The organism is Enterobacter cloacae complex sp. (assembly GCF_900322725.1).
In the GTDB taxonomy this organism is placed as follows: Bacteria; Pseudomonadota; Gammaproteobacteria; order Enterobacterales; family Enterobacteriaceae; genus Enterobacter; species Enterobacter quasihormaechei.
Window position 1 is genome coordinate 3,506,749 of sequence record NZ_LT991957.1, and the last position, 24,154, is coordinate 3,530,902.

General features: G+C 57.4%; 23 protein-coding genes. 12 read left to right on the forward strand and 11 right to left on the reverse strand.

Annotated features, from left to right (window positions below; all coding sequences use genetic code 11):
* Nucleotides 1-11 precede the first annotated feature (11 nt).
* Nucleotides 12-731 (forward strand): nicotinamide riboside transporter PnuC, encoded by a 720-nt coding sequence (gene pnuC, locus DBR02_RS17290; RefSeq protein ID WP_063449332.1) that lies wholly within the window; start codon nucleotides 12-14, stop codon nucleotides 729-731.
* Here pnuC and zitB read toward each other — a convergent pair.
* Entirely contained in the window at nucleotides 728-1,666 is a 939-nt protein-coding gene (zitB, locus tag DBR02_RS17295; RefSeq protein ID WP_102751474.1) for a CDF family zinc transporter ZitB, read from the reverse strand. The two genes, pnuC and zitB, sit on opposite strands and share 4 nt — an antisense overlap.
* A gap of 99 nt (nucleotides 1,667-1,765) precedes the next feature.
* Nucleotides 1,766-2,125 (reverse strand): protein YbgS, encoded by a 360-nt coding sequence (locus DBR02_RS17300; protein WP_063449330.1) that lies wholly within the window; start codon nucleotides 2,123-2,125, stop codon nucleotides 1,766-1,768.
* A gap of 304 nt (nucleotides 2,126-2,429) precedes the next feature.
* Between DBR02_RS17300 and aroG the strand changes: the two genes are divergently transcribed.
* Nucleotides 2,430-3,482 (forward strand): 3-deoxy-7-phosphoheptulonate synthase AroG, encoded by a 1,053-nt coding sequence (aroG, locus tag DBR02_RS17305; RefSeq protein WP_107534944.1) that lies wholly within the window; start codon nucleotides 2,430-2,432, stop codon nucleotides 3,480-3,482.
* A 61-nt stretch (nucleotides 3,483-3,543) separates the two neighbouring features.
* On the opposite strand, the gene gpmA is transcribed toward aroG, so the two are convergent.
* From gpmA to modE, 7 genes are all read right to left on the reverse strand, one after another.
* The gene (gene gpmA, locus DBR02_RS17310; protein WP_006809557.1) at nucleotides 3,544-4,296 is read right to left on the reverse strand and encodes a 2,3-diphosphoglycerate-dependent phosphoglycerate mutase; all 753 of its coding nucleotides are present in this window, start codon (nucleotides 4,294-4,296) and stop codon (nucleotides 3,544-3,546) included.
* Between the two features lie 273 nt (nucleotides 4,297-4,569).
* Nucleotides 4,570-5,613, reverse strand: coding sequence for a galactose-1-epimerase (galM, locus tag DBR02_RS17315; RefSeq protein WP_107534945.1), 1,044 nt, complete (start codon nucleotides 5,611-5,613; stop codon nucleotides 4,570-4,572).
* Nucleotides 5,607-6,755 (reverse strand): galactokinase, encoded by a 1,149-nt coding sequence (galK, locus tag DBR02_RS17320; protein ID WP_107534946.1) that lies wholly within the window; start codon nucleotides 6,753-6,755, stop codon nucleotides 5,607-5,609. The genes galM and galK overlap by 7 nt, the downstream gene beginning before the upstream one ends.
* A gap of 2 nt (nucleotides 6,756-6,757) precedes the next feature.
* On the reverse strand, nucleotides 6,758-7,804 hold the full coding sequence (gene galT / locus DBR02_RS17325) for a galactose-1-phosphate uridylyltransferase (RefSeq protein WP_107534947.1): 1,047 nt from the start codon (nucleotides 7,802-7,804) through the stop codon (nucleotides 6,758-6,760).
* A 9-nt stretch (nucleotides 7,805-7,813) separates the two neighbouring features.
* On the reverse strand, nucleotides 7,814-8,830 hold the full coding sequence (gene galE / locus DBR02_RS17330) for a UDP-glucose 4-epimerase GalE (RefSeq protein WP_063449325.1): 1,017 nt from the start codon (nucleotides 8,828-8,830) through the stop codon (nucleotides 7,814-7,816).
* A 201-nt stretch (nucleotides 8,831-9,031) separates the two neighbouring features.
* The gene (gene modF, locus DBR02_RS17335) at nucleotides 9,032-10,504 is read right to left on the reverse strand and encodes a molybdate ABC transporter ATP-binding protein ModF (protein ID WP_107534948.1); all 1,473 of its coding nucleotides are present in this window, start codon (nucleotides 10,502-10,504) and stop codon (nucleotides 9,032-9,034) included.
* 67 nt (nucleotides 10,505-10,571) lie between these two features.
* Nucleotides 10,572-11,360, reverse strand: a complete 789-nt coding sequence (gene modE, locus DBR02_RS17340) for a molybdenum-dependent transcriptional regulator (RefSeq protein WP_107534949.1) — start codon at nucleotides 11,358-11,360, stop codon at nucleotides 10,572-10,574.
* A 127-nt stretch (nucleotides 11,361-11,487) separates the two neighbouring features.
* On the opposite strand from modE, the gene DBR02_RS17345 reads away from it, so the two are divergent.
* From DBR02_RS17345 to modC, 4 genes are all read left to right on the forward strand, one after another.
* The gene (locus DBR02_RS17345; RefSeq protein ID WP_003858549.1) at nucleotides 11,488-11,640 is read left to right on the forward strand and encodes an AcrZ family multidrug efflux pump-associated protein; all 153 of its coding nucleotides are present in this window, start codon (nucleotides 11,488-11,490) and stop codon (nucleotides 11,638-11,640) included.
* A 178-nt stretch (nucleotides 11,641-11,818) separates the two neighbouring features.
* The gene (gene modA / locus DBR02_RS17350) at nucleotides 11,819-12,595 is read left to right on the forward strand and encodes a molybdate ABC transporter substrate-binding protein (RefSeq protein WP_063866134.1); all 777 of its coding nucleotides are present in this window, start codon (nucleotides 11,819-11,821) and stop codon (nucleotides 12,593-12,595) included.
* Entirely contained in the window at nucleotides 12,592-13,284 is a 693-nt protein-coding gene (modB, locus tag DBR02_RS17355; protein ID WP_063866136.1) for a molybdate ABC transporter permease subunit, read from the forward strand. The genes modA and modB overlap by 4 nt, the downstream gene beginning before the upstream one ends.
* The gene (gene modC / locus DBR02_RS17360) at nucleotides 13,284-14,342 is read left to right on the forward strand and encodes a molybdenum ABC transporter ATP-binding protein ModC (protein WP_107534950.1); all 1,059 of its coding nucleotides are present in this window, start codon (nucleotides 13,284-13,286) and stop codon (nucleotides 14,340-14,342) included. Before modB ends, modC begins: the two co-directional genes overlap by 1 nt.
* Here the strand turns inward: modC and DBR02_RS17365 are convergent, their stop codons facing one another.
* Nucleotides 14,343-15,161 (reverse strand): pyridoxal phosphatase, encoded by an 819-nt coding sequence (locus DBR02_RS17365; RefSeq protein WP_107534951.1) that lies wholly within the window; start codon nucleotides 15,159-15,161, stop codon nucleotides 14,343-14,345.
* A 120-nt stretch (nucleotides 15,162-15,281) separates the two neighbouring features.
* Between DBR02_RS17365 and pgl the strand changes: the two genes are divergently transcribed.
* Nucleotides 15,282-16,277: a 6-phosphogluconolactonase gene (gene pgl, locus DBR02_RS17370; RefSeq protein WP_063449318.1), complete on the forward strand. Its 996-nt coding sequence runs from the start codon at nucleotides 15,282-15,284 to the stop codon at nucleotides 16,275-16,277.
* A 90-nt stretch (nucleotides 16,278-16,367) separates the two neighbouring features.
* Here the strand turns inward: pgl and DBR02_RS17375 are convergent, their stop codons facing one another.
* Nucleotides 16,368-17,651: a putative acyl-CoA thioester hydrolase gene (locus tag DBR02_RS17375; protein ID WP_063449317.1), complete on the reverse strand. Its 1,284-nt coding sequence runs from the start codon at nucleotides 17,649-17,651 to the stop codon at nucleotides 16,368-16,370.
* Nucleotides 17,652-17,874: 223 nt separating this feature from the next.
* Between DBR02_RS17375 and hutI the strand changes: the two genes are divergently transcribed.
* From hutI to hutH, 5 genes are all read left to right on the forward strand, one after another.
* Nucleotides 17,875-19,098, forward strand: a complete 1,224-nt coding sequence (gene hutI / locus DBR02_RS17380) for an imidazolonepropionase (protein WP_107534952.1) — start codon at nucleotides 17,875-17,877, stop codon at nucleotides 19,096-19,098.
* Nucleotides 19,095-20,033, forward strand: a complete 939-nt coding sequence (gene hutG, locus DBR02_RS17385) for a formimidoylglutamase (protein WP_107534953.1) — start codon at nucleotides 19,095-19,097, stop codon at nucleotides 20,031-20,033. The genes hutI and hutG overlap by 4 nt, the downstream gene beginning before the upstream one ends.
* 19 nt (nucleotides 20,034-20,052) lie before the next feature.
* Entirely contained in the window at nucleotides 20,053-20,787 is a 735-nt protein-coding gene (locus DBR02_RS17390; protein WP_064910803.1) for a histidine utilization repressor, read from the forward strand.
* Between the two features lie 127 nt (nucleotides 20,788-20,914).
* On the forward strand, nucleotides 20,915-22,603 hold the full coding sequence (gene hutU, locus DBR02_RS17395; protein WP_107534954.1) for a urocanate hydratase: 1,689 nt from the start codon (nucleotides 20,915-20,917) through the stop codon (nucleotides 22,601-22,603).
* Nucleotides 22,600-24,120 carry a histidine ammonia-lyase gene (gene hutH / locus DBR02_RS17400; protein WP_107534955.1) on the forward strand — a complete coding sequence of 507 codons (1,521 nt, stop codon included), beginning with the start codon at nucleotides 22,600-22,602 and terminating at the stop codon, nucleotides 24,118-24,120. Before hutU ends, hutH begins: the two co-directional genes overlap by 4 nt.
* Nucleotides 24,121-24,154 lie beyond the last annotated feature (34 nt).

Here is a 24,154-nt window from a genome sequence, read left to right on the forward strand (position 1 = left end):
CCGGAGAAAAAATGGATTTTTTTAGTACACAGAACATCCTGGTTCACATCCCCATCGGTGCGGGCGGCTATGACTTGTCGTGGATTGAAGCGGTAGGTACGCTGGCCGGTTTACTCTGTATCTGGCTGGCCAGCCTTGAGAAGATCAGCAACTATGCGTTCGGGCTGATTAACGTTACGCTGTTTGCGATCATCTTCTTCCAGATCCAGCTCTACGCCAGCCTGCTTCTACAGCTGTTCTTCTTCGCGGCCAACATCTACGGTTGGTATGCCTGGTCACGGCAAAACAGCCAGCAGGAGGCGGAGCTGCAAATCCGCTGGCTGCCGTTGCCAAAAGCCCTCGCCTGGCTCGCGGCCTGCGTGGTGGCTATCGGCCTGATGACCGTCTTTATCGATCCGGTATTTGCCTTCCTGACGCGCGTGGCGGTCTCGGTGATGTCGGGGCTGGGATTGAACGTCACCCTGCCAGAGCTTCAGCCGGACGCCTTCCCGTTCTGGGATTCCTGCATGATGGTACTGTCGATTGCGGCGATGATCCTGATGACGCGTAAATACGTTGAGAACTGGCTGTTGTGGGTGGTGATTAACGTGATTAGCGTGGTGATTTTTGCCCTTCAGGGCGTTTATGCTATGTCGCTGGAGTACATGCTGCTGACCTTCATTGCTCTCAACGGCAGCCGCATGTGGATTAACAGCGCGCGTGAGCGTGGCTCTCGCGCGCTTTCCCGTTAATGGTGATGTGCGTGTGAGTGGCCGGACTGCGCCTCGTTAAGGTGGCAGTCTGGCCCGCTGCAAGGCTGGTACTCCATCTGGATGGTGGAGTGCGCAATCTCATAGTGATGCTCAAGGAAATGCTGAATACGTTCAAGCAGCGCGTCGTGATCGTGGGGCGGAACAACCTGAACGTGCAGCGTCATAAGCGGTTTTTCGCCAACCAGCCAGACGTGAACGTGATGGACGTTACGAACCTCAGGAATGGAGCGACTCAGGTTGCGCTTCAGTTCGCCAATATCCAGTGACGTGGGCGCGCCTTCCAGCAGCTCATTTACGCTCTCCTTCAACAGCCGCCAGGCGCTGCGCAATACCAGGCACGATACCAGCACGGAAAGAATCGGGTCGATAGGGGTCCAGCCCGTGCCCATAATGATCAGCGCGGCCACAATCGCACCAACAGAACCCAGCAAATCACCGAGCACGTGGAGCGCCGCGGCCCGCACGTTCAGATTTTTTTCGCTGCTGCCGCGGTGCAATATCCAGAACGCCAGAATATTGGCAACCAGGCCGGCAATGGCAATCACCATCATCGTTGTCCCGGCTACCGGTTGAGGATGCCGAAAGCGCTGAAAAGCCTCCCAGACGATGAGTATGGTAATCACCACTAAGGCAATCGCATTCACAAAGGCGGCAAGCGTGGTCAGCCTGAGCCAGCCAAACGTGTGGCGGGCATTGGGCGGGCGACGGGCAAACTGCACGGCCAGCAGCGCGAAAAGCAGCGCCGCGGCATCGGTAAGCATGTGTCCGGCATCGGCCAGCAGCGCCAGCGAGCCGGAAATAAGACCACCGATGACCTCAATAACCATAAACGTGGCGGTGACCGCAAATGCCAGCAGAAGCCGTTTGGCGTTTTCATCGCCGGAAGAGGGAGAATGGGAGTGGGAATGCGCCATGATATCTTTCCTGATTTATTATTATTTTTAGTGTAGCGTTTTTAAGTGCTTAAATAAAAAAGGAGAGCATGCGCTCTCCTTATTTCTTCTTAGACAGGCTTACTGAGTGGTGCCGTCCGTTTTGGTATTGGCATCGCTACCCACTTTGTCATTGGGGTCCGGACATTTACCGTCTTTACACATCGAGTTTTTATGAACCTCATCGTTGGTCATGCCGTCGTGGTTCATGGTGCCGGTATTCGTACCGCCGGTGTTAGTATTGCCCGTGTTGATATTGCTGTTATCAACATTATTTGGCGCAATATTCTGTTTTGCATCCGGTGCAACCTGGCCTGCTTCGGCGGCAGCATTCGCGTCACCGTTGCTGCCGGATGAACCTGCATCGGCTGCCAGCACGCTGCCGCTTGCCAGGGTAAGGGTTGCCGTCAGGAAAAGCGTAGTCAGTTTCGTCATTTTCATCATGGTGCTCCTGTTCTTATCGTTACGCTGGATAACATTCTCCAACAGTGCATCTTGTTCAGTGGCGAAAGATCCCGGATTTCTGCGTGAGGGCAGAATGGAATCGCGTATAAATATTTAAATTCAGCTGTTACAAGTAAAAAGTTTAGGCCAGATCTCATTTTTCGCTATTTTGTGGTGAATTTTAGGCGAATTCCAGGAATTATCTGCGTGAAGTGTAAAAGCCCGTTTACACTTCAAGGCCGACAAGTTAGATTGAAAGCATTGCTTTCATTACTAAAGATATGGCAGAGCCGGAAAGAAGATGAATTATCAGAACGACGATTTACGCATTAAAGAGATCAATGAGTTATTACCCCCCGTAGCGCTCCTTGAAAAATTCCCCGCCACTGAAAATGCCGCCAACACGGTGTCTCATGCCCGCAAGGCGATCCACAAGATCCTCAAAGGTAGCGACGATCGTCTTCTGGTGGTGATCGGGCCGTGCTCTATTCACGATCCTGCTGCGGCCAAAGAGTATGCGTCACGACTGCTCACCCTGCGTGAAGAGCTGAAGGACGAACTGGAAATCGTGATGCGCGTCTATTTCGAAAAACCGCGTACCACCGTGGGCTGGAAAGGGCTGATCAACGATCCGCACATGGACAACAGCTTCCAGATCAACGATGGTCTGCGCATTGCGCGTAAGCTGCTGCTGGAAATTAACGACAGCGGGCTCCCGGCGGCCGGAGAATTCCTGGATATGATCACGCCGCAGTATCTGGCTGACCTGATGAGCTGGGGCGCCATCGGCGCGCGCACCACGGAATCTCAGGTTCACCGCGAGCTGGCGTCTGGCCTCTCATGCCCGGTGGGCTTCAAAAACGGCACGGATGGCACCATCAAGGTCGCGATTGATGCCATCAATGCGGCTGGCGCGCCGCACTGCTTCCTGTCGGTGACCAAGTGGGGCCACTCGGCGATTGTGAATACCAGCGGTAACGGCGACTGCCATATCATTCTGCGCGGCGGTAAAGAGCCTAACTACAGCGCAAAACACGTGGCGGAAGTGAAGGCGGGTCTGGAGAAAGCGGGACTGGCGCCGCAGGTGATGATCGATTTCAGCCATGCGAACTCCAGCAAACAGTTCAAAAAGCAGATGGAAGTCGGGGCAGATGTTTGTCAGCAAATCGCCAACGGTGAACGCGCGGTGATTGGGGTAATGATCGAGAGCCATCTGGTGGAAGGCAACCAGAATCTTGAGGGCAGCGAACCGCTGGTCTACGGTAAGAGCGTGACGGATGCCTGCATTGGCTGGGAAGATACCGATGCGATCCTGCGCCAGCTGGCGGATGCGGTAAAAGCGCGTCGCGGCTGAGTCTGTCGCGGGCAATAAAAAAGCGTGGATTGCTCCACGCTTTTTTTATGTCCGGCGAAAATTATTTCGCTTTACCCTGGTTCGCCACTGCCGCCGCTTTTGCAGCGATTTCGTCGGCGTTACCCAGATAGTAATGTTTAACAGGTTTGAAGTTCTCGTCGAACTCGTACACCAGCGGTACGCCGGTAGGGATGTTCAGCTCGAGGATCTCATCTTCACCCATGTTGTCCAGGTATTTCACCAGCGCGCGCAGGGAGTTACCGTGAGCAGCGATAATAACGCGCTCGCCGCTTTTCAGGCGCGGCAGAATGGTTTCGTTCCAGTAAGGCACCACGCGGTCGATGGTCAGCGCCAGGCTTTCGGTCTGTGGCAGTTCAGCCTCAGTCAGCTTCGCGTAGCGCGGATCGTGGCCCGGGTAGCGCTCGTCATCTTTGCTCAGCTCTGGAGGCGTTACCGCGAAACCGCGACGCCACTGCTTAACCTGCTCGTCACCGTATTTCTCTGCGGTTTCCGCTTTGTTCAGACCTTGCAGCGCACCGTAGTGACGTTCGTTCAGTTTCCAGGATTTCTCAACCGGCAGCCAGGCCTGATCCAGCTCGTCCAGAACGTTCCACAGGGTATGGATGGCACGTTTCAGCACAGAGGTGTAAGCAAAGTCAAAGGTGAAGCCTTCTTCTTTCAGCAGTTTACCTGCCGCTTTTGCTTCGCTCACGCCTTTCTCGGACAGATCAACATCATACCAGCCGGTGAAGCGGTTTTCATTGTTCCACTGGCTTTCGCCGTGGCGCACCAGGACAAGCTTAGTATTAGCCATTTCTTACTCCTCAAGCATTTTGAATGATAACAATTCTCATTATATTGCCGTGACTGTGCCAGCAGCAACGCTTAACCCTAACCATAGCGAAAATAGTTCGAGAGTGTAAGATGCATGTGAATCCAGGGTTATGATTTTGTCTGCGATCGCCGCTATTTTCAGCAAGCGGAGATAAAAAAGCCCTCGCGGTGAGGGCCTGGCTTTTTTGCCGGACGGCGCTTCGCTTATCCGGCCTACATTCATAGGCCCGTGCAGGCGCAGCGCCGCCGGGCGTTAAGCGCGCGGAATGAAATGATACTCGGTAACGCTCGTGTACTCTTCACCCGGACGCAGTACGCAGTCCGGCTGCGGCCATTCTGGATGGTTAGGGCTGTCCGGCAGGAATTCGCTCTCCAGCGCCAGACCTTGCCAGGCGGCGTAGTCGTTATGTTCACGCGCCGTGGTGCCCTCCAGGTAGTTGCCGGAGTAGAACTGAAGGGCAGGGGCGGTGGTGTAGACCGTCATCTGTAACTTCTCATCCGCAGACCAGACCTGTGCGGCAGGTTGAGAAAGATCGCCTTTCGCCTGCAACAGGAAAGCGTGGTCGTAGCCTTTCACCTTGCGCTGATCGTCATCACTCAGAAAATCCTGGGCGATGGTTTTCGGCTGACGGAAATCAAAGCTATTGCCGCTTACCGGTTTCATCCCCTGATACGGGATACCCATCTCATCGACCGGCAGATACGCGTCCGCCAGGATCTGGAGTTTGTGGTTACGGACATCGGTCTGGTTGCCGTCAAGGTTGAAGTAAGCGTGGTTAGTCAGGTTGACCGGGCACGGCTTGTCGACCGTCGCGCGGTACTCAATGGCGATGCGATTATCCCCGGTCAGGGTGAAGCGCGCGGTTGCGGTCAGATTGCCCGGGAAGCCCTGGTCACCGTCGAGGGAGTCCAGAGAGAACCAGACCTCACCGTCATTTTGCTGCACAATCTTCCAGCGGCGTTTATCAAACCCTTCCGGACCGCCGTGCAGCTGATTTTCACCCTGGCTTGAAAGCAGGGAATATTCTACGCCGTCCAGCTCAAACCGGCTTCTGGCGATGCGGTTGGCGTAGCGGCCTATGGACGCGCCAAGAAAAGCGTCCTGCTCAATATACTGCTCGGGGGATGCGCAGCCGAGCAGGGTTTCGCGCACGCTGCCGTCAGGCATGGGGACGCGGGCAGAAAGTAGGGTTGCGCCCCAGTCCATCAGCGTAACCACCATCCCGGCGCTGTTGCGCAGGGTTAACAGGCGATACGGCAGACCATCCGGTGCGAGTGTAGGTATTTCGTTTAGCACTGTCCGGCTCCTTGTGATGCTTTGCAGACATAGAAAGTTTCTTTGATGCCCGTTTTGGCTTCGTACTGTTTCGCCACGGCGTCCTGAACGGCAGGGACCAGCTCTTCCGGCACCAGGGCGACGACGCAGCCGCCAAACCCACCGCCGGTCATACGCACGCCGCCTTTGTCGCCAATCGTGGCTTTTACAATTTCAACCAGCGTGTCGATTTGCGGCACGGTGATTTCGAAATCGTCGCGCATGGAGGCATGCGATTCTGCCATCAGTTCGCCCATGCGCTTCAGGTCACCTTTCGCCAGCGCGGAGGCGGCTTCTACGGTACGGGCATTTTCCGTCAGCACGTGACGTACGCGCTTCGTTACGACCGGATCCAGCTCGTGGGCAACCTTGTTAAATTCATCGAGAGAAACATCACGTAGGGCCGGCTGCTGGAAGAAGCGCGCGCCGGTTTCACACTGCTCGCGGCGGGTGTTGTACTCGCTGCCCACCAGGGTGCGTTTGAAGTTACTGTTGATGATCACCACCGCCGCACCTTTTGGCAGCGGAACCGCTTTGGTGCCGAGCGAGCGGCAGTCAATCAGTAACGCATGCTCTTTCTTGCCCAGCGCGGAAATAAGCTGATCCATAATGCCGCAGTTGCAGCCCACGAACTGGTTTTCCGCTTCCTGACCGTTGAGGGCGATCTGCGCGCCGTCCAGCGGCAGATGATAAAGCTGCTGGAAAACGGTGCCGACCGCCACTTCCAGCGATGCAGAAGAGCTCAATCCTGCTCCCTGCGGCACGTTGCCGCTGATAACCATGTCGGCCCCGCCGAAATCCTTGTTACGCTTCAGAAGATGCTTCACCACGCCGCGCACATAGTTCGACCACTGCTGGCTGTCGTGGGTCACGATCGGCGCGTCGAGGGAAAATTCGTCCATTTCGTTGCCGTAATCCGCGGCGATCACCCGCACCATACGATCTGAACGTTTCGCGCAGCCGATCACCGTCTGGTAGTCAATGGCACAGGGCAGCACAAAACCGTCGTTATAGTCGGTGTGCTCGCCAATTAAATTAACGCGGCCTGGCGCCTGAATAACGTGGGTGGCAGGGTAGCCAAATTTTTCAGCAAACAGGGATTGTGTTTTATCTTTCAGATTCATTTTTAGACTCCTGATTCGCGGTAATGGACGTCGCTAACGGCACGCAGACGTTCTGCCGCCTGTTCCGCCGTCAGGTCGCGCTGGGTTTCCGCCAGCATTTCATAGCCCACCATGAATTTACGTACCGTTGCTGAGCGCAGCAGCGGCGGGTAGAAATGCGCATGCAGCTGCCAGTGTTGATTCTCTTCGCCGTTGAACGGCGCGCCGTGCCAGCCCATGGAGTAGGGGAAGGAGCACTGGAAGAGGTTATCGTAACGGCTGGTCAGTTTTTTCAGCGCCAGGGCAAGGTCGTCTTTCTGCGCGTCGCTGAGGTCGGTAATGCGCAGGACGTGGGCTTTTGGCAGCAGCAGCGTTTCAAACGGCCACGCCGCCCAGTACGGCACCACGGCAAGCCAGTGCTCGGTTTCCACCACGGTGCGGCTGCCGTCCGCCAGCTCACGCTGCGTGTAATCCACCAGCATCGGCGACCCGTTCTCTGCGAAATAGGCTTTTTGCAGCCGGTCTTCACGTTCGGCTTCGTTCGGCAGGAAGCTGTTCGCCCAGATCTGGCCGTGCGGGTGCGGATTAGAGCAGCCCATCGCCGCGCCTTTGTTTTCAAACACCTGCACCCACGGATAGGTCTGGCCCAGCTCCGCCGTTTGCGCTTGCCAGGTGCTGACAACCTCTTTCAGCGCCTCAACGCTCAGCTCCGGCAGCGTTTTGCTGTGGTCGGGAGAGAAGCAGATCACGCGGCTGGTGCCGCGGGCGCTTTCGCAGCGCATCAGCGGGTCGTGGTTTTCCGGCGCGTCCGGCGTGTCGGTCATCAGCGCCGCGAAATCGTTTGTGAAAACGAAGGTGCCCTTGTAGTCCGGGTTTTTATCGCCCGTCACGCGCGTGTTGCCCGGACAGAGGAAGCAGTCCGGATCGTGCTGTGGCAGCGTCTGTTTTGCAGGCGTCTCTTGCGCCCCCTGCCAGGGGCGCTTGGCGCGATGCGGTGAAACTAAAATCCATTGCCCGCTGAGCGGGTTAAAACGACGATGCGGGTGATCGACGGGATTAAATTGCGTCATGACAAATCCTTAGTCCGGATAGCCCTGCGGATGGCGTGACTGCCAGTGCCAGGTATCCTGTGCCATTTCATCGAGCGTGCGGGTGACACGCCAGTTAAGCTCTTTATCCGCTTTGGAGGCATCGGCCCAGTAAGCCGGAAGATCGCCATCGCGGCGCGGCGCGAAGTGGTAGTTCACCGGCTTGCCGCAGGCTTTGCTGAAGGCATTCACCACATCCAGCACGCTGCTGCCGACGCCGGCGCCGAGGTTGTAAATATGCACGCCCGGTTTATCTGCCAGTTGCTGCATCGCCGCCACGTGGCCGTCGGCCAGATCCATCACGTGAATGTAATCGCGCACGCCAGTGCCGTCTTCGGTGGGATAATCGTTACCAAAAATCGCCAGGGAGTCGCGACGCCCTACGGCAACCTGCGCGATATACGGCATCAGGTTATTAGGAATGCCCTGCGGATCTTCGCCCATGTCGCCTGACGGATGCGCGCCAACCGGGTTAAAGTAGCGCAGCAGCGCAATGCTCCACTCAGGCTGGGCTTTTTGCAGGTCGGTCAGGATCTGCTCCACCATCAGCTTGCTTTTGCCATACGGGCTTTGCGGCGTACCGGTCGGGAAGCTTTCAACGTAAGGAATTTTTGGCTGGTCGCCGTAGACGGTCGCGGAGGAGCTGAAGATAAAGTTTTTTACGTTTGCCGCACGCATGGCGGAGATCAGACGCAGGGTACCGTTGACGTTGTTGTCATAGTACTCAAGCGGTTTTGCTACCGATTCGCCCACCGCTTTCAGGCCTGCGAAGTGGATAACGGTTTCAATCGCGTGATCGTGAAGGATTTCAGTCATCAATGCTTCATTGCGAATATCGCCTTCCACGAAAGTCGGCTGTTTTCCCGCAAGGCGTTCAATGACCGGCAGCACGCTGCGCTTACTGTTGCACAGGTTATCAAGAATGACGACGTCGTGACCGCTTTGCAGCAGTTGCACACAGGTATGACTACCTATGTAACCGCTACCACCTGTTACCAGAACTCGCATATTTCGCTCCATTAGGCTTATGGTATGTATTAACCATAGCATATCAGAGACGCGAAAAGTGTGACATGGGATAAAATAGTGGTATCGTTTACACAGGGTTTCACACGCGCTTTTTCACAGACTTCGTGCATTTTAGATCAAAGAGATAGAGAAGTATTGTTGCGGGTTGTCTGAAAAGCGGAGGGCGGCGCCCTCCACGGGTTAATCGATTTTGCTCAGCAGGTAGCGGTAATGCTCGCCGTCAGGCACAAATTCCAGCCGATGGGTCATGCAGGACGGGGCGTCTTCAGCATGGTGGGAGACAAACAGCAGCTGGGTTTCACCTTCGCTAATCAGTACATCCACAAAGCGTCGGATCAGCTGTCGGTTAAGCGGATCCAGTCCCTGCAACGGTTCGTCCAGGATCAGCAGCGTAGGGTGTTTGACCAGCGCGCGGACGATCAATGCCAGCCGCTGCTGCCCCCACGACAGGCTGTGGAAGGGCGCATCGGCTACCCGATGGTCCATGCCCAGAATATTCAGCCACTCCTGCGCCAGCTTGTGCTGCTTGTCCGATACCGCCTGATAAATACCGATAGAATCAAAGAAACCGGACAGGATCACGTTGCGCACCGTGGTGCTCACGCGGTAGTCCAGATGCAGGCTGCTGCTGACATAGCCGATATGCTTTTTGATATCCCAGATGGTTTCCCCGCTGCCGCGGCGGCGACCGAAGAGGGTCAGATCGTTGCTGTATCCCTGCGGATGATCCCCGGTGATCAGGCTCAGCAGCGTGGATTTACCCGCCCCGTTGGGACCGACGATCTGCCAGTGCTCACCGGGATTAACCGTCCAGCTGAGGTGATTAAGAACAGGGCGATCGTCATAGGCAACCACGCCATCGCGCAGCACGATGCGCGGCTGATCGGGATCAAGCCCGTGTCGCGCCGATGGCGCATCCGGCTCCGGAAGGGCGATACCGTCCAGCTTTTCGCTGTGCGCCAGCTGCGCAATCAGCGCCTGCCGGAGCAGTCCGGCTTTCTCGCCGGTTTCGGTCAGGCTACAGTCAGCCAGCACGCCCGCATAATGGATGAAATCAGGGATCTCATCAAAGCGGTTAAGGACCAGCACAAGCGTGTATCCCTGGTGGTTAAGCGTTGCCAGCAACGCGGCCAGCTGCGCGCGGGATGGCACATCCAGCCCGTCAAACGGTTCATCCAGAATCAGGAGTTCCGGCTCGCTCATCAGCGCCTGGCACAGCAGCGTTTTGCGCGTCTCGCCGGTAGAAAGGTATTTGAAACGGCGGTTAAGCAGGGCGGTAATGCCAAATTGCTCCGCGAGATGCTGACAGCGGGCAGGGTCTTTAATCTCGTCCTGGATAATCTCCGCCGTCGTGCGGCCGGTATCTTCTTCACCGGGGCTGAGCAAATCGGTATTGTTACGCTGCCACTCATCGCTGACCAGCTTTTGCAGCTGTTCGAAGGAAAGGCGCGTCAGCCGGGTAAACGTGCACCGACGCTCACCCTCCAGCTGGGTTAATTCACCCGCCAGAGCGCGGGCCAGCGCCGATTTTCCGCTGCCGTTCGTGCCCACAAACGCCCAGCTTTCTCCGGCGCGCAAGGTTAACTCTGGCAGCGATAAGGTACGGGTATCGCTAAGACGAAACGTGCCTTGCGAAATATGCAATGATGACATGTGTTATCCCATTTTTTGCAGCAACAGATGTCAGGGATACCCAGAGTCGTCAGGGTTGTCAATGCGCTTAGCATAATGTGGCGATAATTACCCGGTCGGCATTGAAATATGCGGTCACCACAGCACCTTCGACTAATTCAGCCGCGTCGTTCACCGGAACGGTGGCGCAGAGCGACTGTCCATCCGGCAGGGTCATCAGCACTTCACACTGTTCTGCGCCGCGTTCAATGTGGCTGATTTCACCGCATAGCTGATTGTCGGCCTCTACGGCCTGCTCAGGGTTCAGCGCGATGCCGATCCAGGGCGCTTTAAGTAATACCAGCACCTCCTGACCTTCATTCAGCCCGAGGCGCTGGCCGCTTTGCGCGGTGATGGCGGCTTTAAGGCGCGTCGTACCGTCCGCCAGCAGGATCTCAATATGCTCCTGCACCTGCGAATGGTCGCGTCCCGTTACCGTACCAAACCACTGGTTGCGGGCGCTGGTCTGTAATGAGAAACGGGAGATGGCGCCCAGCAGACTGTCCAGCGGCAGATTGCCGTCATCGCTTAACACATCAAAGGCTTTTTGCTGGATCTGCGCCAGTAAATCGTAGAGCTGGATCAGACGTTGCCCGTAACGCGTCAACACGGCGCCGCCGCCGCCTTTTCCGCCTGTGGCGCGGTCAACCAGCGTTTGTTCGCTCAGGGTGTTCATGTCGTTAATCGCATCCCAGGCGCTTTTATAGCTGATGCCGGCGTTTTTGGCACCCTGGCTAATCGAGCCAGTTTGTTCTATTTGTTTTAACAGGGCGATGCGTCGCGGATCGGCGAAAAGCTTCTGCTGAAGGCGTAGGGTGAGGAGAATTTCAGCCTGCATAACGGGGTCCCGGCAAAAAGGCTATTGTGACCCAAATGCCCTGATGCGAAAAGCGCACCGCACAAAAGGGGATGTTTTTCTTACTTTTCAGGGTAGAATAAGCCGTTCACAAGATCTGGAGAAAACCATGTTAGAGTTGTTGAAAAGTCTGGTATTCGCGGTAATCATGGTGCCAGTAGTGATGGCTATCATACTCGGTGCCATCTACGGCCTGGGTGAAGTGTTCAACGTCTTTTCGAACATTGGTCATCGTCGTGACCAGCCTAAAAAGCAGCAATGATTTCCTCCAAAACGCCCGGTCACTCCGGGCGTTTTGCTCTCAAGTTTATTTCTCTCCCGCCGATATCTTTTACAACGTTCCTTGAGTTTACGCACTAATGGGTACGATTTAACGCTATGAACGCCTGTGATATATCGTTATATTTATTTGTATATAACGAAACGCACAGGAGCTTCAAATGGCACGTTCATGGGTACGCCTTTTCGCAGGGGCAACGCTGACACTCTCACTCACCGGCCACGCGCTGGCGGATGAAGGAAAAATCACGGTCTTTGCGGCGGCGTCGCTGACTAACGCGATGCAGGATATTGCTGCGGAATACAAAAAAGAGAAAAACGTCGAGGTTGTCTCGTCATTTGCCTCCTCTTCCACGCTGGCCCGCCAGATCGAAGCGGGGGCGCCTGCGGATCTGTTCATCTCTGCCGATCAGAAATGGATGGATTACGCGGTGGAGAAAAAGTCTGTTGAAACGGCTACCCGCGAAACGCTGCTGGGCAATAGCCTGGTGGTGGTCGCGCCCGCAAACAGCAAGCAGGGCGACATTGCCATTAACAAACAGACGGACTGGACCCGTCTGTTGAACGGTGGCCGTCTGGCGGTGGGCGATCCGGAGCATGTTCCTGCCGGAATTTATGCGAAGGAAGCGCTGCAAAAGCTGGGCGCATGGGAGACCTTATCGCCGAAGCTGGCACCCGCAGAAGATGTGCGTGGCGCGCTGGCGCTGGTGGAGCGTAACGAAGCCCCACTCGGGATTGTTTACGGCTCCGATGCCGTCGCCAGTAAAGGCGTGAAGGTAGTGGGTACCTTCCCGGAAGACTCGCATAAGAAAGTGGAATATCCTGTTGCGATAGTTGATGGACATAAAAATGCGACCGTGACGGCCTTCGTTGACTACCTGAAGGGGCCGGAAGCGTCCGCTATCTTTAAACGTTACGGATTTACGACTCACGAATGATATTGACCGAACCTGAATGGCAGGCCGTGCTGCTGAGCCTGAAAGTCTCTTCCCTGGCGGTTGCGCTGAGTTTGCCCTTTGGGGTGTTCTTTGCCTGGTTACTGGTTCGCGTGAAGTTTCCAGGCAAAGCCCTGCTCGACAGTGTTCTTCATCTTCCGCTCGTCTTGCCGCCTGTGGTGGTCGGTTATCTGCTGCTGATCTCCATGGGGCGACGCGGCGTTATCGGCGAGTGGCTGTACGACTGGTTTGGCCTGACCTTTGCTTTCAGCTGGCGCGGCGCGGTGCTTGCCGCGGCGGTGATGTCCTTCCCGCTGATGGTGCGCGCAATCCGTCTGGCACTGGAAGCGGTGGATATCCGGCTGGAACAGGCCGCCCGCACGCTGGGCGCAGGCCGCTGGCGGGTATTTCTGACCATCACCCTGCCGCTCACGTTACCGGGCATTATCGTCGGTACGGTGCTGGCCTTCGCCCGCTCGCTGGGCGAGTTTGGTGCGACTATTACTTTTGTATCAAACATTCCGGGCGAGACGCGGACCATTCCGTCGGCGATGTATACCCTGATTCAGACGCCGGGCGGCGAAGGTGCGGCGGCCCGTCTGTGTATTATTTCGATTGTGCTCGCCCTGGTCTCGCTGCTGGTGTCGGAGTGGCTGGCGCGCCTCAGCCGTGAACGGATGGGGAAACCGTGATGCTGGAACTCAACTTTACGCAAACCCTGGGCAACCACACCCTGACGCTGAACGAAACGCTGCCTGCCAGCGGTATCACCGCGATTTTTGGCGTTTCCGGGGCGGGAAAAACGTCGCTGATAAATGCGATTAGCGGCCTGACGCGCCCCCAGTCTGGCCGCATTGTGCTAAATAACCGCGTCTTAAACGACACGGAAAAGAAGGTATGCCTGTCACCGGACAAGCGCCGCATCGGCTATGTATTTCAGGATGCGCGCCTGTTTCCACACTACAGCGTGCGCGGTAACCTGCGCTACGGCATGGCAAAAAGCATGGCCGGACAGTTCGATAAGCTGGTGGCGCTGCTGGGTATCGAATCGCTGCTGGATCGTCTGCCGTCTTCGCTGTCGGGGGGCGAAAAACAGCGCGTGGCGATTGGCCGCGCCCTGTTAACCGCGCCGGAACTGCTGCTGCTGGATGAGCCGCTGGCCTCGCTGGATATTCCGCGCAAGCGCGAGCTGCTGCCGTACCTGCAACGTCTGGCGCGGGAAATCAACGTGCCCATGCTGTACGTCAGCCATTCGCTGGATGAGATCTTACATCTGGCCGATAAAGTGCTGGTGCTGGAAGCGGGGAGGGTGAAGGCCTTCGGTAATCTCGAAGAGGTGTGGGGCAGCAGCGTTATGCACCCGTGGCTGCCAAAGGAGCAGCAGAGCAGCATTCTGAAGGTGAGCGTACTGGAGCACCATCCGCACTATGCAATGACCGCCCTGGCGCTGGGGGATCAGCATCTGTGGGTTAACAAAATCGACACGCCGATTCAGTCGACGTTACGCATCCGCATTCAGGCGTCAGATGTCTCACTGGTCCTGCAACCGCCGCTGCAAACCAGTATCCGCAATGTGTTGCGCGCAAAAGTGGCGCAGTGTTTTGATGATAACGGCCAGGTAGAAGTGCAGCTGGAAGTGGGCAGCAGAACGCTGTGGGCGCGCATCAGCCCGTGGGCCAGGGATGAGTTAGGCATCAGGCCTGGCCTGTGGCTTTACGCGCAAATCAAGAGCGTCTCCATCACCGCCTGATTACAGCAGGTGGGTGTAGATAAACTGCGCGATGCTGTCGGTGGTGTTATCGCCAATTACTACGTCAGCACGCGCTTTCACCGCGTCATCGGCGTTGCCCATCGCCACGCCCGTGCCGGCGGCTTCCAGCATGCTGATGTCGTTATAGTTATCGCCAAAGGCAATCACGTCGCGCATCGATCCGCCCTGAGATTCAACGAACTGGGTCAGACGTTTGCCTTTGCTGTTGCCTTTGCGGGCGATATCCACCTGATCGTGCCAGGACCATTCACATTCCAGACCCAGCGTATGTTCGACATGCTTCGCGAAGGTATTGAGTTTGCTGGTGTCCTCATCGGTCAGGGCAAATTTCCAGATGGCCTCAACCTCTTCCGCCGCCCGGCGCAGGGAGGCAACCTGCGTGAACACCGGACGCTGCGCTTCCGGCAGGGACAGAGCCCAGTTGCTGGTGCGGATCACATGACCGGTAGGGCGTTCATACAGCATGGCGTTATCCACATACATCAGGCCATGAATTGCGTGCTCATCCAGTAAATCAATTAATTGCAGCGCATGAGAAACAGGAAGCGGATCGGAGGTTAAAACCTTTTTTGCCTGATAATCATACAAATAGGTGCCATTACAGCAAATTGCAGGTGTATCTAAGCCCAGTGCCTGATAAAAAGGATGAATGGCAACGTGATGTCGACCCGTTACGATGAGGAGTTGATACCCCGCTTCCTGGGCTCGTTTGAGGGCTTCAAGGGAAGAGGGGAGCAGGGTTTTCTGCGGGGTAAGCAGTGTTCCGTCTAAATCCAGTGCAATCACTCGCGAGGTCATTTTTTCTTCCGGGTTAACGTTGAATTTAAGGTCTGTCGGGATGGTACACCGAGAGCGGAACCCTGCAAAATCCCGGACTACAATTCAGCATTCACCGTTAAAAAATAATCAGGAGTATTCATGAAACAAACCGTTTATACCGCCAGTCCTGAAAGTCAGCAGATCCATGTCTGGCGTTTGAATACAGAAGGTTCGCTTACGCTGGTTCAGGTTGTTGATGTGCCAGGCCAGGTTCAGCCGATGGTCGTCAGCCCGGATAAACGTTTTCTTTATGTCGGCGTGCGCCCGGAATTCCGCGTGCTGGCCTACCGCATCTCCCCGGATGATGGCGCCCTGACCTATACCGCAGAAGCCCCGCTGCCGGGCAGCCCGACCCATATTTCTACCGACCACAAAGGCAACTTTATCTTCAGCGGCTCCTACAATGCAGGCTGCGTGAGCGTTACCCGCCTGGAAGACGGTATTCCCGTTGAAACCGTCGACGTGGTCGAAGGGCTCGAAGGATGCCACTCCGCCAACATCTCGCCGGATAACCGTACGCTGTGGGTGCCCGCGCTGAAGCAGGATCGCATCTGCCTGTTTACACTGAGCGATGACGGCCATCTGGTCGCGCAAAGCCCGGCGGAAGTCACTACCGTGGAAGGTGCAGGCCCGCGCCACATGGTCTTCCACCCGAATCAGCAGTATGCCTATGTCGTTAACGAGCTGAACAGCTCGGTAGACGTGTGGGAACTGAAAGATCCTAACGGGCAGATCGAGTGCGTACAGACGCTGGATATGATGCCATCTGACTTCTCCGACACGCGTTGGGCGGCAGACATTCATATCACGCCGGATGGCCGTCACCTGTATGCCTGCGACCGTACCTCCAGCCTGATCACCGTGTTCAGCGTTTCAGAAGACGGCAGCGTCCTGGCAGTTGAAGGCTTCCAGCCAACAGAAACCCAGCCGCGCGGCTTTAACGTCGACCACAGCGGCAAATACCTGATTGCGGCGGGGCAGAAATCCCACCACATCGCGCTGTATGAAATCACAGGCGTGCAGGGGCTGCTGGAAGAGAAAGGCCGTTATGCGGTCGGACAAGGTCCAATGTGGGTTGTGATTAACGCGCACTGATCCGCAGACGAAAAAAAACCTCGCCCATGCGAGGTTTTTTTATGTCTGGAGTAGGCCGGGTAAGGCGAAGCCGCCACCCGGCAAAACAGCTTACTGCTTCGGCTCAGCAACCACTTTACTGCCCAGACCGCGGTTGTTGTATTCCCACATGCGGTTGAAGTTAGCGTCGTTCAGGTTGCGCTGCACGTTCTCTTTATCATCCACCGTGCCCGTGTTGCCGGAGAATGGACGTTTCGAGATCGCCGCATCCGCCCACGGTTTCGCCATGTTAAAGCCTTCATTAATCACGCTGTCGCGGATCACGACCTGGCCATTGGTGGCAGAGTCTACGTCCAGAGAGCGACCAAGCTGGGCAACGCCATCGCCAGCCGCAGTAAAGCGGCTATTCACGGCCAGGAAACCATAGAACAGGTTGGACTGCGTGGCCGGTGCGAACACGTAACCTTCCTGCTGAGTGCGAGAATTCACCACGCGGAAATCGGTGTTCTCAAACACCACCGCACCGCGGCCAGAGACCATATCCACGTCGCCTTCAACGTAGCTGTTGGTCACCAGAGTACGCGTCAGACGGTTGTTCTGAAGGGTGTTCTGCACGCCGCTGTTGGTCACGAAGAAGGTGTTCTGGCGGCCCAGAATATTGACGTTGTTAATCTGTACCTTGTCGCCATCGCTGCGCAGCGCCACGGCCTGGTGATTACCCGCGTCAACGCTGTCCCCCAGGGTGTTCTGAATGGTCAGATTCTGCAATTGCAGGCCGTTGTTCTGTGACCAGAATACCGCAGAGCACATCACGCCAATGGTGGCGGCACGCTTGCTCTGGCAGTTATCAAACATATACCACGCCGGTTTACCTGGCATGTATTTACCGGCCGGGTTCACCAGATGACGCCAGGTGGTGCTGTCGATTTCGGAATCAATCGCCAGGCCAATTTTCACGTCGACCGCTTTTTCACCCAGGCCGTAAAGCGTAATGCTTCCCGGCGCGGCAGGAACGTAAACGGTTCCTTCGTATTCACCCGGCAGGATGGCAATGTACTGACGAGATGCGCTGTGTTTGGTGATGGCGGCATCAACGGCTGCCTGAATGGAGGTGTGCGTCACGCCCTGCGCCCCGGCCGGACCCACGACGAAGTCTGGCTGTTTCGGCAGATTAATAGAAGAAGGCGTCCACGGGGCTGCATTAGGATCCATCGCCGAGAAGTAGTGCGCACGGGTGAAGTTCTTCGCTTCATCCGCTGACAGGATCGGACGGGAAGCGGTGCCCGGAGCAACCTGCTCAGAAGGTTGCTGATCCGGTGGAGTTGAACTGCAAGCGGATAAAGTCACGCCAAAGGCAAGTGCCAACGCCAGACGGGAAATCCTGGATATAGTCAAGGTAATGCTCCTGGGTATGCAAGTCTTATCTGGATAGACGAAATAGCCTGCTTTTTTATACTAAGTTGAGCGAAACGGGAAGATAAAAAGGGCAAAAGTTGCATTTTTGCCCTGAGGTGACGGGAAAGTCATCACAAATAAATAACATTTTCCCACAAGGCGGTTGACAGCAGGCGACAGATGAAAATAAATGTCTATACAACCCATGACAAGTGGAGGGCACATGCAGCAGCTTCATCCCGACGATGTGATATGGCGAAATGCGCGACTGGCAACCCTGGCCGCAGGCGAGCCAGAACCCTATGGCCTGAAGGCGCATCATGCCCTCGTCGTGCGCGGCCAGACGATCCTGGCCGTTATCCCTGATTCAGAGGTTCCCTCCGGGCATTCCCAGTGTGTCGATCTCCATGGACGTCTGGTGACACCCGGCCTGATTGACTGCCACACCCATCTGGTGTTCGGCGGCGATCGTGCAGCGGAATGGGAGCAACGGCTTAACGGCGTGTCGTATCAGCGTATCAGCGAGCAGGGCGGCGGCATTAACGCCACGGTCACGGCCACCCGCAACAGTTCGCCGGAAACGCTGCTGACCGTGGCACAGCAGCGGCTCCAGCGGCTGATGAATGAAGGCGTAACGACCGTTGAAATCAAATCGGGATACGGACTGAATGCCGAAGCCGAAGAGAAAATGCTGCGGGTTGCCCGCCAGCTCAGCCTGAACAATCAGGTCGATATCAGCCCGACGCTGCTGGCCGCGCACGCCGTCCCTGCGGAGTACCGACAGGATCCGGATGCGTATCTGACGCTGGTCTGTGAGCAGATCGTGCCCGCGCTGTGGCAAAAAGAGTTGTTTGAAGCGGTGGACGTGTTTTGTGAAAACGTTGGCTTTACGCCGGCGCAAACCGAGCGCCTGTTCCGGGCCGCCACCGCGCTCGGTATTCCGGTAAAAGGGCATGTGGAGCAACTGTCGAATCTGGGCGGTGCGGCGCTGGTCAGCCAGTATAAAGGGCTGTCGGCCGATCATATTGAGTATCTCGATGACGTGGGTATTCAGGCAATGGCGCAAAGCGGTACGGTGGCGGTATTGCTCCCCGGCGCGTTCTATTTTCTTCAGGAGCGCCAGCGTCCACCGGTGGCGCAGCTCAGAAAGCAGGGCGTGCCGATGGCCGTCGCCACCGACTACAACCCGGGCACCAGTCCGTTTGCCAGCCTGCATCTTGCGATGAACATGGCCTGCGTCCAGTTTGGCCTCACGCCGGAAGAGGCCTGGGCTGGCGTGACGCGTCATGCGGCGCAGGCGTTAGGACGTGGTGAGACGCACGGGCAGTTAAGGGCGGGTTATGTGGCTGATTTCGTCGTCTGGGAGGCGGACCATCCGGTTGAGATGGTTTATGAGCCGGGGCGGAATCCTTTATATCAACGCGTGTTTCGGGGGCAGGTAGCATGAAATTGTGGCATCCCGTTTCCCCGCAGGTGTGGCAGGGACGTGACGACAGCGCCGAGTCCAGCACCGCAAAACGTCTCTTCCAGACCATACAGCAGCGCGAACGCTTTTCACCCGTACCGTCGGGCATCGCCCTGATGGGCTTTGAATGTGATGAAGGGGTAAAGCGTAACCAGGGCAGGCCCGGCGCTGCACGGGCGCCCGATGCGTTGCGCGGTGCGCTGGCGAATATGGCAAGCCATCAGGGACATGCGCGTCTCGTGGATATGGGCTCCATTTACGTTGAGGGCAATGATCTGGAGGCGGCGCAGCAGGCGCTGAGCGAGGCTATAACCGCGTGCCAGCAATCCGGGATGCGTACTCTTGTTTTCGGCGGTGGACATGAAACCGCCTGGGCGCACGGGCGCGGCGTACTGGACGCTTTTCCACAGGATCGCGTTGCGGTGATTAACCTGGATGCGCACCTCGATTTGCGCAAGGCCGAGCGGGCCACCTCCGGCACGCCGTTCCGCCAGCTGGCGCAGTACTGCGCGTCGCAGTCGCGGGACTTTCTCTACGCCTGCCTGGGGGTCAGCCGCGCGGCGAATACTCAGGCGCTGTGGGAGGAAGCCGGGCGGCTGAACGTTACGCTGGTCGAAGATCTTGATTTTCGCCGCGACGCGTTATCCGCGCTGGATAGCGTGCTTGCGCAGGCAGATCGGGTTTATCTTACCGTTGACCTCGATGTGCTGCCCGCCGCAGAAATGCCCGCCGTGTCGGCCCCTGCGGCGTTGGGGATCCCGGCGCTGGATCTGTTACCGGTGATTGAGCGTATCTGCCGAAGCGGTAAACTACAGGCGGCGGATCTGGTGGAATATAATCCGCACTACGACCGGGACGGTCAGGGGGCGAAGCTTGCTGCCCGACTGGCCTGGCAAATTGCTCACTGGTGGGCATAACCACATTACAGGAGTCAGCATGTTTTCACGCTCACCGCAGCAACCCTCCAGCCCACCCGCACCTTTTTATGAGAAGGTGAAAAAGGCGATCAGCGAAAAAATTGCTGCCGGCGTCTGGCGTCCGCACGATCGTATTCCCTCCGAAGCCGAACTGGTCGCACAGTTTGGCTTTAGCCGGATGACCATCAACCGGGCGCTGCGGGAACTTACCGATGAGGGATTGCTGGTGCGTTTGCAGGGCGTCGGGACCTTCGTGGCCGAGCCCAAAGGGCAGTCGGCGCTGTTTGAAATCCGCAGCATTGCCGATGAGATTGCCGCCCGCAACCATCAGCACCACTGCGAGGTGCTGGTGCTTGAAGAGACGCAGGCCAGCGCCGAGCAGGCCATCGAGCTGAACGTTAAAGAGGGCACGCGAATTTTTCATTCGGTGATGGTGCATTATGAGAACGACATTCCGGTCCAGATTGAGGATCGCTGCGTCAACGCGGAGCGGATACCGGACTACCTGAACCAGGATTACACCCAAACCACGCCGCACGCGTATCTCTCGCTCGTCGCTCCGCTGACGGAAGGGGAGCATATCGTGGAGGCCGTGCGCGCGACCCCGCAGGAGTGCGAGCTGTTGCGCATTAAAGAGCACGATCCCTGCCTGCTGATCCGCCGTCGAACCTGGTCGTCCACGCACATTGTGTCGCATGCGAAGCTGCTGTTCCCGGGGGATCGCTACCGGTTACAGGGCCATTTTATGTCATAAGTTTTATAAGCGTGATCGCTAACGCAATATAGCAAAATTGTATCTTTTTTGTTAAATCCGGCCTTGTGTGTGCTTGTCTATACAAGTATATCTAAATGCATCACCTGTCCCTTATGAGGAACACACAATGTCGTCAGATAAATACCGCAAGCAGGATGTCCGCGCCCCGCGCGGCACCACGCTCACCGCAAAAAGCTGGCTCACCGAAGCACCGCTGCGCATGTTGATGAACAACCTCGATCCTGAGGTGGCTGAAAATCCCCACGAGCTGGTGGTCTACGGCGGTATTGGCCGCGCCGCGCGCAACTGGGCGTGCTATGACGCCATTGTCGACTCTTTGACGAATCTCGAAAACGACGAAACGCTGCTGGTGCAGTCCGGCAAGCCGGTCGGCGTATTCAAAACCCATAAAAATGCGCCACGGGTGCTGATTGCCAACTCCAACCTGGTGCCGCACTGGGCGACATGGGAGCACTTTAACGAGCTGGACGCGAAAGGGCTGGCCATGTACGGCCAGATGACCGCCGGCAGCTGGATCTACATCGGCAGCCAGGGGATTGTGCAGGGCACCTATGAAACCTTCGTGGAAGCGGGTCGCCAGCACTACAGCGGCTCGCTGAAAGGCCGCTGGGTGCTTACCGCCGGACTGGGCGGCATGGGCGGTGCCCAGCCGCTGGCCGCGACGCTGGCGGGCGCGTGCTCGCTAAATATTGAGTGCCAGCAGAGCCGTATCGATTTCCGCCTGCGCACCCGCTACGTGGACGAGCAGGCAACCGATCTTGACGACGCGCTGGCGCGCATCAAACGCTACACCGCCGAAGGAAAAGCGGTGTCGGTTGCCCTGTGCGGCAACGCGGCGGATATCCTTCCTGAACTGGTCGCGCGCGGCGTGCGTCCAGACCTGGTTACGGACCAGACCAGCGCCCACGATCCGCTCCACGGCTATCTGCCAAAAGGCTGGACGTGGGAAGACTACCAGCAAAAAGCAGAAACCGACCCTGAAGGTACGGTGCTGGCGGCGAAGCGTTCGATGGCGGAACACGTCTCCGCGATGCTGGCCTTCAGCCAGATGGGTATTCCAACCTTTGATTACGGGAATAACATCCGCCAGATGGCGAAAGAGATGGGTGTGAATAACGCCTTTGACTTCCCCGGCTTCGTGCCCGCCTATATTCGTCCGCTGTTCTGTCGCGGCATCGGGCCGTTCCGCTGGGTTGCCCTGTCCGGCGACCCGGAAGATATCTACAAAACCGATGCCAAAGTGAAGGAAATTGTTGCCGACGACGAACACTTGCACCGCTGGCTGGATATGGCGCGCAAGCGCATTAATTTCCAGGGCTTACCGGCGCGTATCTGCTGGGTCGGGCTGGAGTGGCGGCAAAAACTCGGCCTGGCCTTTAACGAAATGGTGCGCAGCGGTGAAGTCTCCGCGCCGATTGTTATTGGTCGCGATCACCTGGACTCCGGCTCCGTCGCCAGTCCGAACCGTGAAACCGAAGCCATGCGCGACGGCTCGGATGCGGTTTCCGACTGGCCGCTGCTGAATGCTTTACTGAATACCGCCAGCGGTGCGACCTGGGTGTCGCTGCACCACGGCGGCGGCGTCGGGATGGGCTTCTCCCAGCACTCGGGGATGGTTATTGTCTGTGACGGTACCGACGAAGCGGCGGCGCGTATTGCCCGCGTACTGCATAACGACCCGGCAACCGGCGTGATGCGCCATGCGGATGCGGGTTACGAGATTGCCATTGATTGTGCCAAAGAGCAGGGTCTGAACCTGCCGATGATCCACGCCACACAAGGAAAGCCTGCATGAACGCCTTAACACTCACTCCCGGCTCTCTGACGCTCAAACAGCTGCGTAACGTCTGGCGTAAGCCGGTCACGCTCTCCCTTGACGAAAGCGCCCACCGTGCCATTAACGACAGCGTGGCCTGCGTAGAGGCGATTGTGGCAGAGGGACGCACTGCCTACGGGATTAACACCGGATTTGGCCTGCTGGCGCAGACCCGTATCGCTACGCACGATCTGGAGAATCTACAGCGCTCGCTGGTGCTGTCGCACGCGGCGGGGGTTGGCCAGCCGCTGGATGATGAGATTGTCCGCCTGATGATAGTATTGAAAATCAATAGCCTGGCGCGCGGTTTTTCCGGCATTCGCCTGAGTGTGATCCAGGCGCTGATGGCGCTGGTCAATGCGGAAGTTTACCCGTGGATCCCGGCGAAAGGTTCCGTTGGGGCCTCCGGCGATCTGGCGCCGCTGGCGCATATGTCGCTGCTGCTGCTGGGTGAAGGCAAAGCGCGCTGGCAGGGCGAGTGGCTGCCTGCGAAAGAGGCGCTGGCAAAAGCCGGCTTAACCCCAATCACCCTCGCGGCAAAAGAGGGGCTGGCGCTGCTTAACGGCACGCAGGCGTCGACGGCCTTTGCGCTGCGCGGCCTGTTTGAAGCGGAAGATCTGTTCGCCTCCGCGGTGGTCTGCGGTGCGCTGACCACCGAAGCCGTGCTCGGCTCGCGTCGTCCGTTTGACGCGCGTATTCACGCGGTGCGCGGCCAGCGCGGGCAGATTGACGCCGCGGCCATGTACCGTCACCTGCTCACCGACACCAGCGACATTGCCGATTCGCATCACAACTGTGAGAAGGTGCAGGATCCGTATTCTCTGCGCTGTCAGCCGCAGGTGATGGGCGCATGCCTGACGCAGCTGCGCCAGGCGGCAGAGGTGCTGCTGGTGGAGGCCAATGCGGTCTCCGACAACCCGCTGGTGTTTGCCCAGGAAAACGAGGTGGTTTCCGGCGGCAACTTCCACGCCGAGCCGGTGGCAATGGCGGCGGATAATATCGCGCTGGCGATTGCCGAAGTGGGCGCGTTGTCCGAACGTCGCATCGCGCTGATGATGGATAAACATATGTCCCAGCTGCCGCCGTTCCTGGTGCGCAACGGTGGGGTGAACTCGGGCTTTATGATCGCCCAGGTGACCGCCGCGGCGCTGGCAAGCGAGAACAAAGCGCTGTCGCATCCGCACAGCGTGGATAGCCTGCCAACCTCCGCGAACCAGGAAGATCACGTGTCGATGGCCCCGGCTGCCGGGCGTCGACTGTGGGAGATGGCCTCCAACACCCGTGGCGTGCTGGCAGTAGAATGGCTGGCGGCGTGTCAGGGTATCGATCTGCGCGATGGGCTTAAATCCAGCCCGCTGCTGGAGCAGGCGCGTCATACGCTGCGCGAGCACGTTACGCACTACGATGATGACCGCTTCTTTGCGCCGGATATTGATAAGGCGATGCAGCTTCTGGAAGAAGGAACCCTTGCAGGACTGCTACCTTCCGTGCTGTGATTTTTTGCCCGGTGGCGCTGCGCTTACCGGGCCT